This is a genomic window from Micrococcus sp. 140720015-1, assembly GCF_053627595.1.
The window spans coordinates 175425-189838 of record NZ_JBSEYC010000006.1 but is presented as its reverse complement, the minus strand read 5'-3'; the positions used below and the strand labels follow the sequence as shown (position 1 = coordinate 189838).

The 14414-nt window shown below is 73.5% G+C and carries 13 protein-coding genes; 11 read left to right on the top strand and 2 right to left on the bottom strand.

Annotation, left to right across the window (positions count from 1 at the left end):
* Nucleotides 1–281: 281 nt before the first annotated feature.
* The 9 genes from ACUXPL_RS11460 to bioD all read left to right on the top strand — a co-directional run bounded on the left by ACUXPL_RS11460 (nt 282) and on the right by bioD (nt 9105).
* Nucleotides 282–506, top strand: coding sequence for a recombinase family protein (locus tag ACUXPL_RS11460; RefSeq protein ID WP_257643179.1), 225 nt, complete (start codon nt 282–284; stop codon nt 504–506).
* A 24-nt stretch (nt 507–530) separates the two neighbouring features.
* Nucleotides 531–1217 carry a helix-turn-helix domain-containing protein gene (locus ACUXPL_RS11455; protein WP_454183980.1) on the top strand — a complete coding sequence of 229 codons (687 nt, stop codon included), beginning with the start codon at nt 531–533 and terminating at the stop codon, nt 1215–1217.
* A gap of 140 nt (nt 1218–1357) precedes the next feature.
* Entirely contained in the window at nt 1358–1849 is a 492-nt protein-coding gene (locus ACUXPL_RS11450; RefSeq protein ID WP_454183978.1) for a hypothetical protein, read from the top strand.
* A 269-nt stretch (nt 1850–2118) separates the two neighbouring features.
* Nucleotides 2119–2712 (top strand): GNAT family N-acetyltransferase, encoded by a 594-nt coding sequence (locus ACUXPL_RS11445; protein WP_454183976.1) that lies wholly within the window; start codon nt 2119–2121, stop codon nt 2710–2712.
* A 125-nt stretch (nt 2713–2837) separates the two neighbouring features.
* A complete protein-coding gene (locus tag ACUXPL_RS11440; RefSeq protein ID WP_454183974.1) occupies nt 2838–3215 on the top strand; it encodes a hypothetical protein in 378 nt (125 codons plus the stop codon).
* A gap of 107 nt (nt 3216–3322) precedes the next feature.
* A complete protein-coding gene (gene bioB, locus ACUXPL_RS11435) occupies nt 3323–4561 on the top strand; it encodes a biotin synthase BioB (RefSeq protein WP_454183972.1) in 1239 nt (412 codons plus the stop codon).
* A 7-nt stretch (nt 4562–4568) separates the two neighbouring features.
* Entirely contained in the window at nt 4569–5948 is a 1380-nt protein-coding gene (bioA, locus tag ACUXPL_RS11430; RefSeq protein ID WP_454183970.1) for an adenosylmethionine--8-amino-7-oxononanoate transaminase, read from the top strand.
* Complete coding sequence (locus tag ACUXPL_RS11425) at nt 5945–8416, top strand: aminotransferase class I/II-fold pyridoxal phosphate-dependent enzyme (protein ID WP_454183968.1); 2472 nt, start codon at nt 5945–5947, stop codon at nt 8414–8416. Before bioA ends, ACUXPL_RS11425 begins: the two co-directional genes overlap by 4 nt.
* Nucleotides 8398–9105 (top strand): ATP-dependent dethiobiotin synthetase BioD, encoded by a 708-nt coding sequence (gene bioD / locus ACUXPL_RS11420; RefSeq protein ID WP_454183966.1) that lies wholly within the window; start codon nt 8398–8400, stop codon nt 9103–9105. The genes ACUXPL_RS11425 and bioD overlap by 19 nt, the downstream gene beginning before the upstream one ends.
* 21 nt (nt 9106–9126) lie before the next feature.
* On the opposite strand, the gene ACUXPL_RS11415 is transcribed toward bioD, so the two are convergent.
* Entirely contained in the window at nt 9127–9678 is a 552-nt protein-coding gene (locus ACUXPL_RS11415) for a hypothetical protein (protein WP_454183964.1), read from the bottom strand.
* Nucleotides 9679–9814: 136 nt separating this feature from the next.
* Here ACUXPL_RS11415 and ACUXPL_RS11410 point away from each other — a divergent pair, with 136 nt between their 5' ends.
* Nucleotides 9815–11104 (top strand): adenylosuccinate synthase, encoded by a 1290-nt coding sequence (locus ACUXPL_RS11410; RefSeq protein ID WP_069941931.1) that lies wholly within the window; start codon nt 9815–9817, stop codon nt 11102–11104.
* A 117-nt stretch (nt 11105–11221) separates the two neighbouring features.
* Here ACUXPL_RS11410 and ACUXPL_RS11405 read toward each other — a convergent pair whose 3' ends face one another.
* A complete protein-coding gene (locus tag ACUXPL_RS11405; protein WP_454183962.1) occupies nt 11222–13441 on the bottom strand; it encodes a catalase in 2220 nt (739 codons plus the stop codon).
* Nucleotides 13442–13611: 170 nt separating this feature from the next.
* Here ACUXPL_RS11405 and ACUXPL_RS11400 point away from each other — a divergent pair, with 170 nt between their 5' ends.
* On the top strand, nt 13612–14397 hold the full coding sequence (locus tag ACUXPL_RS11400) for a carbon-nitrogen hydrolase family protein (RefSeq protein WP_454183960.1): 786 nt from the start codon (nt 13612–13614) through the stop codon (nt 14395–14397).
* Nucleotides 14398–14414: the final 17 nt, after the last annotated feature.

The following is a 14414-nucleotide window of genomic DNA, read 5'->3' as shown; positions in this document are numbered from 1 at the left end:
GGCCGATCACGGCCCAGACCTCGTCTGAGATCACGTCACGCGACATCCCTCAAGACTGAGGCATCGACCCCTTGGAACCCTTTAGCAACACGCCCTAGCTGACGAGGGTGCCGGCGCGGTCGATCCCCCAGTGGTCGACGACGTCGTGGCCCGGCTCGGCCGGGTCACCCGGAATCTGTACGCGAGCGTGGACGAGCTCACCGACAAGGGGTGCACCGTGCAGGTCTCGTCCGAGTGGGATCACGGTGCGCAGGTCCGGCACTTCCCCCATAGATGGACTCATGCTCGGCATCAAGGCCGCATTCGCTGAGTTCGAGCGTCGACGGATCAAGGAGCGCCAGGCCGAAGGGATCGCCCCAGGGCGTGTTGCCCCCTTCCAGGCGCTGCTGTCGATGGCCCTTCCGTCTCCGCTCTGGTGGAGTACGGCTCTGGTGAGAGGGCCACGCGCTCTCGGTGCATGGCATGACAGGGTCTCAAAGTCAGGGCTCCCGGGCATGCATGAATAGGTCCGGATCCGGTACTCTTCTGGCATGACTCTTCTGACGGTGGGGGAGGCCGCCGAGCGCCTCAAGGTCTCCAACCGCTATGTGCGGCGTCTCGTCGAGGACGGTGATGTGCCGGCCCGCCGCCTCGGGGAATCCTGGTTCATCGATGAGCGCGATCTGACCCGTCGTGCCCGCAGGGCGCCGGGTATAGGCCGCACCTGGGCTCCGCGGACCGTCTGGGCCGCCGTCGACCTCCTTGCCGGAGGAAACGGACGGGCCTTCCTCGACCAGCCGCGGATCTCCCGTCTGCGCTCCCGGCTGCGAACGCTCACCGCTGCCGAGATGCACCGACTGGCTGAGAACAGGGCCCGGCCCCACCGGTTCCACGCCTCGCCTCGAGCCCGAGCCAAGCTCGCCGACGTTCTCGTGCCCTCGGGGGTCTCCGCCCTGGGTCAGTCGGATCTCGCCCGCCGCTTCGGGCTCGCCGCTGTCGAAGGGAGCCAGCGAGAGGAGGGCTATCTGCTCGGCGACTTGGAGGCTCTCCAGTCCCGGCTCCGCCTCGACGCCTCCGCGGCGGGGGAAGTGGTGATCCGCCACGTACCTGCCCCCGTGGATCCCTCCACCCTGCTTGGCACTGAGGCAGTCGTGGCGCTGGACCTCATGGACTCCGACGACGTCCGTGAGCGGGCCGCTGGGCGAGAGGCCCTCGATCGACTGTTGCATCGTGTCTGAGCCGCGCCACCCTGGACATCGACACGCTGGCGCGTGTGGAGGTCGCTTGGCGTCAACACCTCACGGCTCTGCGCGGCGGTCTTCGCGCTCTGGGGTATGAGGACAAGGACCCGATTGACACCTCGGCCCCCTCGCACCGCATGACCCGCGCGGAGGGTGACGGGGACATGCAGGCGGACTTCCTCATCGCCGACCACGTGCCCCCGCCTGCCGTGCAGGAGTTGACCCAGCCGCTGTCCGTGCAGGCGCCGGGTGGTCGTAATGCGCTCGAGCGGCCCCTCCACGTCGCGGTTCTCACGCCGCAGGGCCCTGTGGCCATCGCTGTCCCGGATCCGATCGGGGCCTTGGGACTGAAGATCGAGGCGTACCGTGTGGACTCCCGGGGCCGGGAGAGGCACCTACAGGACGCCGTGGCATTGGCGAGTCTGCTCGACGATGCCGCACCGGACCCACCTCTGCACGGAAGCGCCGCGACGCGGCTTCGCTGGTTCCTGGGGTGGATGGGCGAGGGCCGCCGGCTGGTAGATGCCGGAATCGGCCGTGACGAGGCAGCGGACGCGGCAATCGCCGTGGAGGACCTCCTCGGATGTGAGGCGGGCCTAGACGCTGGAGATGGCCTAGGGCGTGTCTGAGAATGGATCCAGGGACCCGCTAAGACCCGGGAGGCCATGTCCCGGTTCCAGGTCGTCTCCGACGCCCGATGGGAACTGATCGCCCCGCTGCCCCAGACCGCACGATGGGCGAAGCGATCATCTACCGGTGCAGGTGCGGGACTCCGTGGCGGGATCTGCCCGAGGTCAACGGGCCCTGAGAGGCCGCGTGGATCCGGCATCGACGCAGGGTGTGGGCACTGGTCTGTCCGGGGGCTGACTCGAGGACTTTTGTTCGTACCCTGTCTGTCATGGCCACCCCTCTCCTGGAGCTCGCCGCGAGTCGAGGCGTCTGCTTCCCGCTGCGGGCCCGCCGGCTGACCCTCACCCCGTTCCGGGGTCTCGATGCGCCCGCCGTATGGGGCTTCTGCCGTCTGGAGCAGGTGTGGACGTGGACCTCCGGCCGCCCGGAGAGTGAGGACGCGCTGCGCGAGTTCTACCTCGGGGCGGGGGACCGTCTCACCGTGCGGGTCGGGGACGTCGTTGTCGGTGTCGGGAAGGTCGCGGTGCAGGACGCGTGGAGTCAGGGCGGCCCGCGGGAGGAAGCCCGGGACGCCCAGGCCGAGCTCGGCTGGACGATCGATCCGCGCCAGGCGGGGCAGGGCTATGGCACCGAGCTTGCGCGAGCCCTGCTGGGCTTCGCGTTCAACGATCTGGGTGTGCGGCGCGTGGAGGCTCATGCCTTCGCGGACAACGCTCCGAGTCTGCGCATCATGGAGAAGGTGGGGATGCGTCACGAGGGGACGTTCAAGGAGGAGTCTCTGCATCTCACGCGCGGCTGGGTGGATGGTGCCACCTACGCGATGCTCGCCTCGGAGTTCCATTCGCCCCTCACGCAGGAGTGATCCCGGCGGCCGTGACCGCATGATCCGCCGCTCCGCCTCCGAGGGCCGTGTGCGAGCGTGGGGCTGCGAGCCGGGTGGGGGAAGAGCGTGAGTGGCGGTGGCGCATCGGTGGGGCGTCTGCCCTGGTGGGTTCGGCCGGTGTGTTCGCGGGACTGTGGCAGGACCTGGGACTGGGCTGGGGTCTGACGCTGGTGGCCGTCAGGGCCCTCGGAGCGATGCTCGCCTTGCGAGGGGTGCATCACCGGGTCGAGGCGGAGCGGGCTCGCCGCAACGTGTTCTACGCCGGAGCCGGCTCCACCGCGTGGGTGATGTTGCTGATGGGGGCCGCGGTCATTCCGGGGCTGGTGCTGAACGTGATCGACGACGCCGGCGTCCGGGCGGTCGGGGCCGGTCTGCTCGGCGCGGCGCTCGCTGCCGCCGCCCACGGCATCCTCGCGGCGACGACGACGCTCGAGGAGCAGCCCCGGCCCGAGCCGGTCCCTCTGGACCGGCGCACTCGCTGACGTCGGGGTCATGGTCCCGCGCTCCTGAACGCTGTTCAATGAACACTGTTAGAGTCCCTCGGGTCAGACCCACCCGGGGCCGAGCCCCGCCCACCGGAGAGGCCCGCATGACCGCCACCCAGGACGCCCCCGCCGTCGACCCCCGCCCCGCCGCCGCCCTCGACCCCGAGGCCCTCGTGGACCGCATCGAGACAGGCCACGTGCTCACCGCTGAAGAGGCCGTCGCTGTGCTGGACGCCCCGGACGCGGACACGTTCCGCATCGTCGCGGCGGCCTCGCGCCTGCGCGAGAAGCACTTCGGCCGCACGGTCAAGGTCAACTACCTGGTCAGCCTCAAGACCGGTCTCTGCCCCGAGAACTGCACCTACTGCTCCCAGCGGCTCGGCACCGAGGCCGAGATCCTGCGCTACACGTGGCTCAAGCCGGAGGAGGCCGTCCGCCAGGCGGGCCTGGGCATCGCCGGCGGCGCCTCGCGCGTGTGCATGGTCGCCTCGGGCACCGGCCCCACGGACCGCGACGTCGACCGCGTGGCCGGCATGGTCGGCGACCTCAAGGCCCAGCACCCGGACGTCGAGGTGTGCGCGTGCCTCGGCTTCCTCAAGGACGGCCAGGCCGAGAAGCTCAAGGACGCCGGCGTCGACGCCTACAACCACAACCTCAACACGGCCGAGTCCCACTACGAGTCCATCTGCACCTCCCACACCTACGAGCAGCGCGTGGACACCGTGCAACGTGCCGGCGCCGCCGGCCTGTCCTCCTGCAGCGGCCTGATCGCGGGCATGGGGGAGACGCACGAGCAGCTCGTCGAGGCCGTCCTCGCGCTCCGTGACCTGGACTCCGACTCCATCCCCGTCAACTTCCTCATGCCCTTCGACGGCACCCCGCTGCAGGGCCACCAGCAGCTCACGCCGCTCGAGTGCCTCCGGATCCTCGCCATGGTCCGCCTGGCCTGCCCGGACAAGGAGCTGCGCATCGCCGGCGGCCGCGAGATGCACCTGCGCTCCCTGCAGCCGGTCGGCCTGCAGGTGGCCAACTCGATCTTCCTCGGCGACTACCTCACCTCCGAGGGCCAGGACGCCGAGGCGGACCTGCAGATGATCGCCGACGCCGGCTTCACCGTGCTCGGCGCCGAGAAGCGTGCGCAGCGGGCCGCGGCCGACGACGGCGCCCCGGCCGGCGGCTGCTGCGGCGGCGCGGACGACGCCGGGCCGTGCGGCTCCGGTGCCGCCGTCGCCTCGGAGGCCGGGGCCGCGGAGGTCGCCCGCCCCGACACGGGCGCCGAGGGCACCGTGAAGCCCGAGCTGCGCCGCCGGGGCGCGGGCACGGCCGAGCCCGCCAACGCCTGAACGCACCGTGACCGCCCCCGCTGAAGCCGGCCTCCTCGACCGCGACGCCGCCCACCTCTGGCACCCCTACGGGGCCGCCGGCGCCCGCCAGCTCTACGCCGTGCGCGGTGCCCGGGGCGTCCACCTCGACCTCGAGGGGCCGGGCGGGGAACGTCACCGCGCCATCGACGCGATGGCGTCCTGGTGGTCCGTGGTGCACGGGCACGGGCACCCCGCGCTCGTCGAGGCCCTGACCCGGCAGGCCGCGGCCTTCCCGCACGTCATGTTCGGCGGGCTCACGCACGCGCCCGCCATCGACCTGGCGGAACGGCTCGTCGCGCACACCCCCGCCGCGCTCGAGCACGTGTTCCTCGCCGACTCCGGCTCGGTCTCGGTGGAGGTCGCGCTCAAGCTCGCCCTCCAGTACCAGGCGACGCGCGGCCGGCCCAGCCGCCGCCGATTCCTCACGGTCCGCGGCGGGTACCACGGGGACACCGCCGCGCCCATGGGCGTGTGCGATCCCGTGGACGGCATGCACGCGGCCTTCACCTCGCTCGTGGCACGGCATCTGTTCCTGCCCCGCCCGCCGGCGGCACGCTGGGTGCCCGAGGGCGTCACCGCGGCACCCGACGCCGCTCCGGCCGGCCACTGGGAGACCGACGACGCCGCCCTCGCCGCGTGGGAGGACGAGGCCCGCGCCTTCACCGCCGCGCACGCGGACGAGATCGCCGGCGTGATCCTCGAGCCCGTGCTCCAGGGGGCGGGGGGCATGCGCGTCTACGACCCGCGCTGCCTCGCCGTGCTGCGTGAGCTGTGCGACGAGCACGGACTCCTGCTCATCGCCGACGAGATCGCCACCGGCTTCGGCCGCACCGGCCGCTGGCTCGCGTGCGAAGGGGCCGGCGTCGTCCCGGACGTGCTGTGCCTCGGCAAGGCGCTCACCGGCGGCACCATGACGGGCGCGGCCATGCTGTGCACCGCCGAGGTCGCGGAGACGGTCTCCCGGCGGGAACGGGGCATGCCCGGGGCACTCCTGCACGGGCCCACGTTCATGGGCAACCCGCTGATGTGCGCGGTCGCCTCCGCGTCCCTCGACCTGCTCACCGACCCGCGGGACGGCTGGGCCGCCCAGGTGCCCCGCGTCGAGGCCGGGCTGCGCGCCGGGCTGGCGGCGGCCGCCGACCTGCCCGCCGTCACCGACGTGCGGGTCCTGGGTGCGGTCGGCGTCGTGGAGCTGGACCGGACCGTGGACGTCGAGCCCGTCACTCGGGCCGCCGTCGCCCGCGGTGCGTGGGTGCGCCCCTTCCGGCGGCTGGTGTACGTGATGCCGCCCTACGTGAGCACCGACGACGACGTCGCCACGATCTGCGCGGCCGTCACCGGGGCCGTCGAGGAGGTCTGCGCATGAGCACCGCCGAGGCCGGCGCGGCCACGAGCACGCCCGCCGACCCCTGGTCCTCGTGGCTGGGCTCCCGGGCCGCCGTCCGCGCGCGCCGCGGCCTGGAGCGTCGCGCGGACCCGCCGGAGCCGGGCGCGCCGTCGTCGGGCGTCGTGGACCTGGCCGCCAACGACTACCTGGGCCTGGCCGTCCACCCGGACGTGCGGGCCGCCGCCGCGCGCATCGCCACCGAGGGACCGGTCGGCGCGCGGGCCTCCCGCGTCGTGACGGGGACGCATCCCGCTCACGCCGACCTCGAGTCCGCCGCCGCCGCGCTGGCCGGCGCGGATGCCGCCCTCGCCTTCTCCTCCGGCTACACCGCGAACCTCGGCGTCCTCGGCGCCCTGGCCGGGCCGGGCACCGCCTTCCTCCTGGACGAGCACGCCCACGCGAGCCTGCGCGACGGCGCCGCCCTCGCCGCCACCGCCCGCTCAGGGGCGTCCGCCCCCCTGCCGGGCGCGTCGGTCACCACGGTGGAGCACAACAGCGTGCCCGCCTTCCGGGCCGCCCTCGACCGGCTGCGCGCCGAAGGGCGGGCGCGACGGATCGTGGTCGTGGTCGAGTCCCTGTACTCCGTGCTGGGGGACGAGGCCGACCTGCCCGCCCTGGCCGCCCTGGCCGCCGAACACGGCGCCCTGCTCGTGGTGGACGAGGCCCACTCGCTCGGCGTGGTCCCCGGCGGCAGCCGCACGGGCGCCCTGGGGCTGTGGGCGGGGCAGGCGCCCGTCGTGGTCACCGCCACCTGCTCGAAGGCCCTCGGCGGCCAGGGCGGGCTGGCCCTGTTCGGCGGGCCCGACGCGCGGTCCTGGCGCGACCACGTGCTGAACACCGCCCGGACCTTCGTCTTCGACACGGCCCTGGCCCCCGTGCTCGCCGCCTCCGCGGCGGCCGCCTGCCGGATCGCCGCCACGGGGGAGCCCGCGGCGCGGCTCGCGCGGGCCCGGGAGACGGCCGTGGACGTCCTCACCCGCCGGCCCGAGCTGGCCGGGCACGTGGAGGTCGGGGCGGGCGCCGTCCACTCGATCCGCATGCCCGGACCGGAGCAGGCCGTCGCCGCGGCCGCGGAGCTGCGCGCGCACGGCGTCCTCGTGGGATGCTTCCGCCCGCCCAGCGTGCCCGACGGTGTCGCCCGCCTCCGCGTGAGCGTGACCACCGCCGTCCCCGAGCCCCGGCTGCGGGCGGCGCTGGAGGCGGTGGCGAGCGTGGCCGCCCGGGCGTGGGGTGCGTCCACGGGCTGCCCGTTCGCCCACGGCGACCCGCGGCCGGAGGCCGTGCGCGGCGACCACCTGCGGATCTCCGATCCCGCCGACCTGCGGCGCGTGCTCACCGACCCCGGGACGTTCGCCTCGGACAACGCCCTCACGGCGGTCGTCCCGCTGAGCGGCCCGGCCCGCCGCATCCTGGCCGCCGCCCGCTTCCGGCTGCCGCCCGTGCTGGCCTCCGCCGGCGGGGAGGACCACCGGGCGGTGCGTCGCGTCGTGGCGCCGTTCTTCTCCCCGGCGAAGGTGCGCGAAGCCCGGGGCCGGATCCTCGCGACCGCCCGGACGGCCCTCACGGCCGCCCTCGCCGACACGGGCCGCGCAGGCGGTGCCGTGGACCTGGCGACCACCGTGGCGGCAGCGGTCCCGGCGCGCGTGATGTCCGCCCTGACCGGCGTGCCCAACCCGCCCGAGGCGCAGCTGCACCGCTGGAGCGCCGACTCCCTCGAACTGTTCTGGGGCTGGCCGGATGAGGACCGCCAGCTGCGGCTCGCCCGCTCCGCCGCCGACTTCCACCGGTGGCTGCGCGGGGCCGTTGTCGAGGCGCGCGGGGACGACGCACAGCCCGGCAACCTGTTCGCGGCGCTGCACGAGGCCGGCGTCGACGACGAGCGGATCGTCTCCCTCGGCTACTTCCTGGTGATCGCCGGGCAGGAGACCACCCGGCTGCTCATCTCCACCGCGCTCACCCGCGCCCTGGCCGACCCCGCCCGCTGGGCCGCGCTCGGCGCCGGGGCGGACGGGGGCGCCGGAGCCGATGCGGCGGAGGCGGCCGCGGCCGAGCTCGTGGCCGAGTGCCTCCGGACGAGCTCCTCGGTGCCCACCTGGCGGCGCCTCGCCACGGCGGACGTCCGCGTCGGCGAGCACGAGGTCCGCGCCGGCGACGAGCTCCTGCTGCACCTCAGCGGCGAACAGCACGAGGACGCCCGGCTCGCCTTCGGCTTCGGTCTGCACCGCTGCCTCGGCGCCGGGCTTGCGGAGCTCGAGGCCGCCCTCGTGGTCCGCGAGGTCGCGCGCCTGCTGCCGGACGCCCGGCTCACCGGGCCGCCGGCGACGTGGCTGCGCCTGCTCTCCTTCCAGGCGCCGCAGCACGTGCTCGTGACGCCCGGGCCGTGGCACGGCGGCGAGGACACCCAGATCGAGCAGAGTGGAGTGGACGCATGCGCATCGAGGTCGTGACCGGCACGGACACGGACGTCGGCAAGACGTGGGGCACCGCCGCGCTCGCGGCCCATGCCCTGGCGGCCGGGCTCCGCGTGCACGTGGACAAGCCGGTGCAGACGGGCGTCGCACCGGGGGAGGCCGGCGACGCCGAGACCGTCCGGGACCTGGTGGCCGCGGCCGCCGCATCCGGCGCGCTCGACGCCGCCGCCCCGGCCCGCCTGACCGTGTCCGAGGGGGCGCGGGTCGGCCCCGCGATGGCCCCCGTGGACGCGGTCGCCCACGCGGGGGAGGGGACGCCCCCTCTGCCGCCTCTGGGTGAGCAGCTGGGCCGGTGGCGTGGCCTCGCCGCGGGCGTCGACCACCTGCTCATCGAGGGCGCCGGCGGGATCACCGTGGCGTGGACCGAGGCCGACGAGGGGCCTGTGGACGCCGTGCGCGCGCTGCGGGCGGCCGGGTTTGACGCAGGGTTGATGGTCGTGGCGCGCCCCGGGCTGGGCACGCAGAACCACGCGCGCCTCACGGTGGAGCACGCCGCCGCCCGTGGCGTGGCGCCCGAGCGGATCCTCGTCAGCGGCGTGGCCGCGGACCCAGACCCCGTCGAGCGGGCCAACCTCGTGTTCCTGGCCCGCCTGGCCGGCGCCCACGGGGCGGTGCTGGAGACGGTGCCGCGGGGCACCCCGCCGCGCGTCATGTCGGCGCGCTGACCGCCGTCGTCGGGAGCGTGCTCAGCGAACGGCGCGGATCCGCCGCACCACGCACACCACGATCACCGCGAGACCGGCGAGCACGCTGACGGCCGCGAGGGCGAGGCCGCCCACGAGGCCGACGTCCATCGCGGTGCTCTTGCCGAGCAGGTCCATGAGCACCGGGGTCGTGGCGCCGGAGTCCGGGTGGTCGCCGCCGTCGGGGAAGATGATCGCGGCCAGCGCGAAGGACCCCCAGGAGACGCCCAACAGCGTGTGCAGCAGGCGCCCCAGCCGGATGCCGCCCCGCTGCTCATCCTGCGGGTTCACGCGGGGCAGGAGGAACAGGCTCCCCACCATGAGCATGAGGACGAGTTCGTGGGGCAGGGCGCCGAAGACCATGTAGATGACCGTCATCCAGCCGTTCGCGCCGAAGTTGGAGCGCAGGGCGAGCGCGATCAAGGGCAGGGCGAGGAGGGCCAGCGCCCATGGCAGCACGGCCCAGGGTCGCCACGTGCCCACGCTGGGGCCCTTGCGGGCGGGGGCCGGGGAGGCGAAGTCCGAGTGCTGGGTGCCGGGCGCTGCGGTGCTCATGGAGCCAGCGTAGCCAGAGGGTGGCATCCGTCACGCTGGTAGGATTCGGGGGTACGGCCTCCGCGTGCACCGCAAGGGGGCGTTTTCCATGTACGGGCCGGTCCGGGGCGACCCGCGGCCCTGAGGAGAGATGCAGATGCCAGCGATCGCGATCGTCGGAGCCCAGTGGGGCGACGAGGGCAAGGGCAAGGCCACCGACCTGCTGGGCGGCCGAGTGGACTACGTCGTCAAGCCGAACGGCGGCAACAACGCCGGGCACACCGTCGTCGTCAACGGGGAGAAGTTCGAGCTCAAGCTGCTGCCCGCCGGCATCCTCTCGCCCAACGCGGTGCCGGTGATCGGCAACGGCGTGGTGGTGAACCTGGAGGCGCTGTTCGAGGAGATCGACGGGCTCGAGTCCCGCGGCCACTCGTGCGAGCACCTGAAGATCTCCGCCAACGCCCACCTCGTGGCGCCGTACCACCAGACCATGGACAAGGTGACCGAGCGGTTCCTGGGCAAGCGTGCGATCGGCACCACCGGCCGCGGCATCGGCCCCACCTACATGGACAAGGTGGCCCGCCTGGGCATCCGCGTGCAGGACATCTTCGACGAGTCGATCCTGCGCCAGAAGATCGAGGGCGCCCTGCGGCAGAAGAACGAGCTGCTGGTGAAGCTCTACAACCGCCGCGCCGTCACCGTGGACGAGATCGCCGAGTACTTCCTGGGCTACGCGGACCGTCTGCGCCCCATGGTCGTGGACTCCGTGAACCTGCTCAACGACGCCCTGGACGAGGGCAAGGTGGTGCTCATGGAGGGCGGCCAGGCCACCTACCTGGACGTGGACCACGGCACCTACCCGTTCGTGACCTCGTCCAACCCGACCGCCGGCGGCGCGGCTGTGGGCGCGGGCATCGGCCCCACCCGCTTCTCCCGGACCATCGGCATCGTGAAGGCCTACACCACGCGCGTCGGCGCCGGCCCGTTCCCCACGGAGCTCTTCGACGAGATGGGCGAGCAGCTGCGCACCACCGGCGGCGAGTTCGGCGTGAACACCGGTCGCCCGCGGCGCACCGGCTGGTACGACGCCGTCATGGCGCACTACGCCGCGCGGATCAACGGCTTCACGGACTACTTCCTCACCAAGCTGGACGTGCTCACCGGCATCGAGAAGATCCCGGTGTGCGTGGCCTACGAGGTGGACGGCGTGCGCCACGACCGCATGCCCATGACCCAGACCGAGTTCCACCACGCGAAGCCGGTCTACGAGCACTTCGACGGGTGGACCGAGGACATCTCGGGCGCCCGCGCGTTCACGGATCTGCCGCTGAACGCCCAGCGATACGTGGAGGCCCTCGAGAAGCTCTCCGGGTGCCGGATCTCCGCGATCGGCGTGGGCCCGGGCCGCGACCAGGTGGTCCAGGTCCGCGACCTCATCGAGGACTGACCCGGCCCGCCGCCCCGGCCCGGCCCGCACTTTCGAACGTGAAAGAGGGCGAATGGGCGCTTTCGAACGTGAGATAGGCCCTATCTCACGTTCGAAAGCGCCCGGGGGTTCGCCGAGTCAGTCGGCCAGGCGGCCCGTCGTCGGGAAACGGTCCCACACGCGGTGCGCGGGCAGCAGCTCCGTCAGCCGGTTGACGGCGGAGGCGCCGTCCGCCGCGGACTCGACGCCCTTGCCGGACACCTGGGCGGCCGCGAGGACGGCCTCCGCCGGCTCGAGGGCGAGGATCGCCTTGGAGTGGCGCCACATCTCCTGCAGCACCTTGACGACGCGCGGGTCCACCGCCTCGGAGTCGGCGGCGCCGGCCTTCGCGTCCAGGCTGGGGGCGGCGTCAGCGGCCGGGGCCGCCGGCGAGGCCACGACCACGGCATCCAGCTCGATGGACGCGGCGGTCAGGTAGGTCCGCTGGGCCACGATCTCCCCGGCCACGGGGCCGCCCTTCGGCGCGATGACCAGCGGGACCATGCCCGCACCGTGGATGCCCTGCACGAGGGCGTCCAGCTCCTTCTCGTCCACGGACTCGCCCACCACGACGCCGACCTGACGGCCGTCGAGCGGCCACGCGCCGCCGACCTGGGACAGCGCGGGGGAGGGCTGCACGTCGGCCGGGGTCTCGGTCGGCGCGGGAACGGGGATGCCCAGGCCGTCCGCGACCTGCTGGGCCAGTCGCGTGTCGATCGCGGCGAGGTGGGCCAGCTGGCGCTCGCGGATGGTCTGTTCGTAGCACTTGCCGAGCTCGAACGTGTACGCCTGCGCCACGTGCTCACGCTCCACCTCGGAGAGGGAGAGGAAGAACAGGCGCGCCTGCGAGAAGTGGTCGTCGAAGGACGCGGCGTGCGCGCGCTCCTTCACCGACGCCGGCAGCGGCTCCGGGTGGTCGATGAACGCGTGGCCGTCCGCGGGGGTCTCGTACGGCAGGCCGCCGTCGAGCGAGTTGGGCCGGTACGGGGCCACGCCGCGATGCACGGCGCTCTGGTGGAAGCCGTCACGCAGCATGTCGTTGACCGGGGCGTGCGGGCGGTTGATGGGCAGCTGGGTCCAGTTCGGCCCGCCGAGGCGGGTGAGCTGGGTGTCCAGGTAGGAGAAGAGGCGGCCCTGCAGGAGCGGGTCGTTGGTGACGTCGATGCCGGGCACGAGGTTGGCCGGGTTGAAGGCTACCTGCTCCGTCTCCGCGAAGTAGTTGGACGGGTTGGCGTTCAGCGTCATGCGGCCGAGGGGCTGCACGGGGGCGAGCTCCTCCGGGACCAGCTTCGTGGGGTCGAGCAGGTCGATCCCCTCGAACATCTGCTCCTCGTTGTCCTCGAACACCTGCACGCCGAGTTCCCACTCGGGGAAGGCGCCGGCCTCGATCGCGTCGGCGAGGTCACGCCGGTGGAAGTCCGGGTCCATGCCGTTGGTGAGCAGCGCCTCCTCCCAGGTCACGGAGTGCACGCCGAGCATCGGCTTCCAGTGGAACTTGACCAGCACGGTGGAGCCGTCCGCCGCGATCAGGCGGTAGGTGTGGACGCCGAAGCCCTCCATCGTCCGGTAGGAGCGCGGGATGCCGCGGTCGGACATGTTCCACAGGGTGTGGTGCTGCGCCTCGGTGTGCAGGGACACGAAGTCCCAGAACGTGTCGTGCGCGGACTGCGCCTGCGGGATCTCCCGGTCCGGGTGCGGCTTCACCGAGTGCACCACGTCCGGGAACTTGATGGCGTCCTGCACGAAGAACACGGGGATGTTGTTGCCCACCAGGTCCCACGTGCCCTCGTCCGTGTAGAACTTGGTGGCGAAGCCGCGGGTGTCGCGGGCCAGGTCCATGGAGCCGCGGGAGCCGGCCACGGTGGAGAAGCGGACGAACACCTCCGTCTCCTTGTCCTTGGCGAACAGCCCGGCCCGGCTGATCTTCGCGGCGGTGCCGTAGCCGCGGAACACGCCGTGGGCGCCGGCGCCGCGGGCGTGGACCACGCGCTCGGGGATGCGCTCGTGGTCGAAGTGGCTGAGCTTCTCCCGCAGGTGGTGGTCCTGCAGCAGGGTGGGGCCGCGGCGGCCGGCCTTGAGCGAGTGGTCCGAGTCCTGCAGGCGCACACCGTGTGCGGTGGTCAGGTACGGGCAGCCCTGCGCGGCGGTCGCGGGGTCGGCGCCGGTGTCCTGGCCGGTGGGGGAGACCTGTGCCGGACCGCGCTGATCCGGGGCCGGGACGGCCACGGGCTGGTCCGGGTGGGTGAGGGCGGTGTGCTCCTCGAGGTCGGGGGTGATCGGCCCCGGCGTGCCGGGGATGTCGGGCTGCTGGGTGGTCATCGCGTCTGCTCCTGTGGTGTCGACCTGCCGCGCGGTGCCGCGCGGATCGGGGGCGGACGACGACGGCGGCCGATGCGGGCCGACGTCGTGCCCAGCTTCCAGCGTGGCGGCTGGCCTCGGCGCTGACCAGGGCTGACGGCCACCGGCAGGGGCCTGGCTACCCTGGGGGCATGAGGATCAGCGTCGGACAGTTCGGGCCCGTGGGCGATGTCGAGGCGAACCTGGCCGCGATGGCCCGCCTCGCCGCCCGCGCCGCGGGCGAGGGGGCGGACCTCCTGGTGCTGCCCGAGGAGGCCATGCTCGGGGCCCGCGCGGTGGGGGAGGAGTTCCCCGACGCCGTCGCCGCGGCCTGGGAGCCGTTCGCCGCGGGCCTGGCCGCGCTGGCGGGCGAGCACGGGATAGCCGTCGTCGCGGGCGGCTACGAGCCGGGACCGGACCGGCGTCCCTACAACACGCTGCTGGCGGTGGGCGCGGACGGCGCCCGGCTGGGCGCGTACCGCAAACTCCACCTCTACGACGCGTTCGCGCACCGCGAGTCGGACCGGATCACCCCCGGCGACGGCGGCGTCGCGGCGATCGAGCTCGGCGGGCTCCGCCTGGGCCTGCTCACCTGCTACGACCTGCGCTTCCCCGAGCTGTCCCGGCGTCTCGCGGTGGAGGGCGCGGACGTGCTCGTGATCCCCGCGGCGTGGTTCTCCGGCGAGCACAAGGTGGAGCACTGGCGCACCCTGCTCCAGGCCCGCGCGGTGGAGAACACGGTGTGGGTGGCCGCGGCGGACACGTGCTCGGACGGCACCGTGGGCCACTCGATGATCGTGGACCCGCTGGCGCTGCCCGTCGCCGAGCTCGCCGACGAGCGGGAGGCCGTGGTGACCGCGGAGGTCACCCGCGAGCGGATCGACGAGGTCCGGGAGTTCCTCCCCTCGCTCGCCAACCGGCGCACCGACGTCCTCTGAACCGCCCCCGCCCGGCG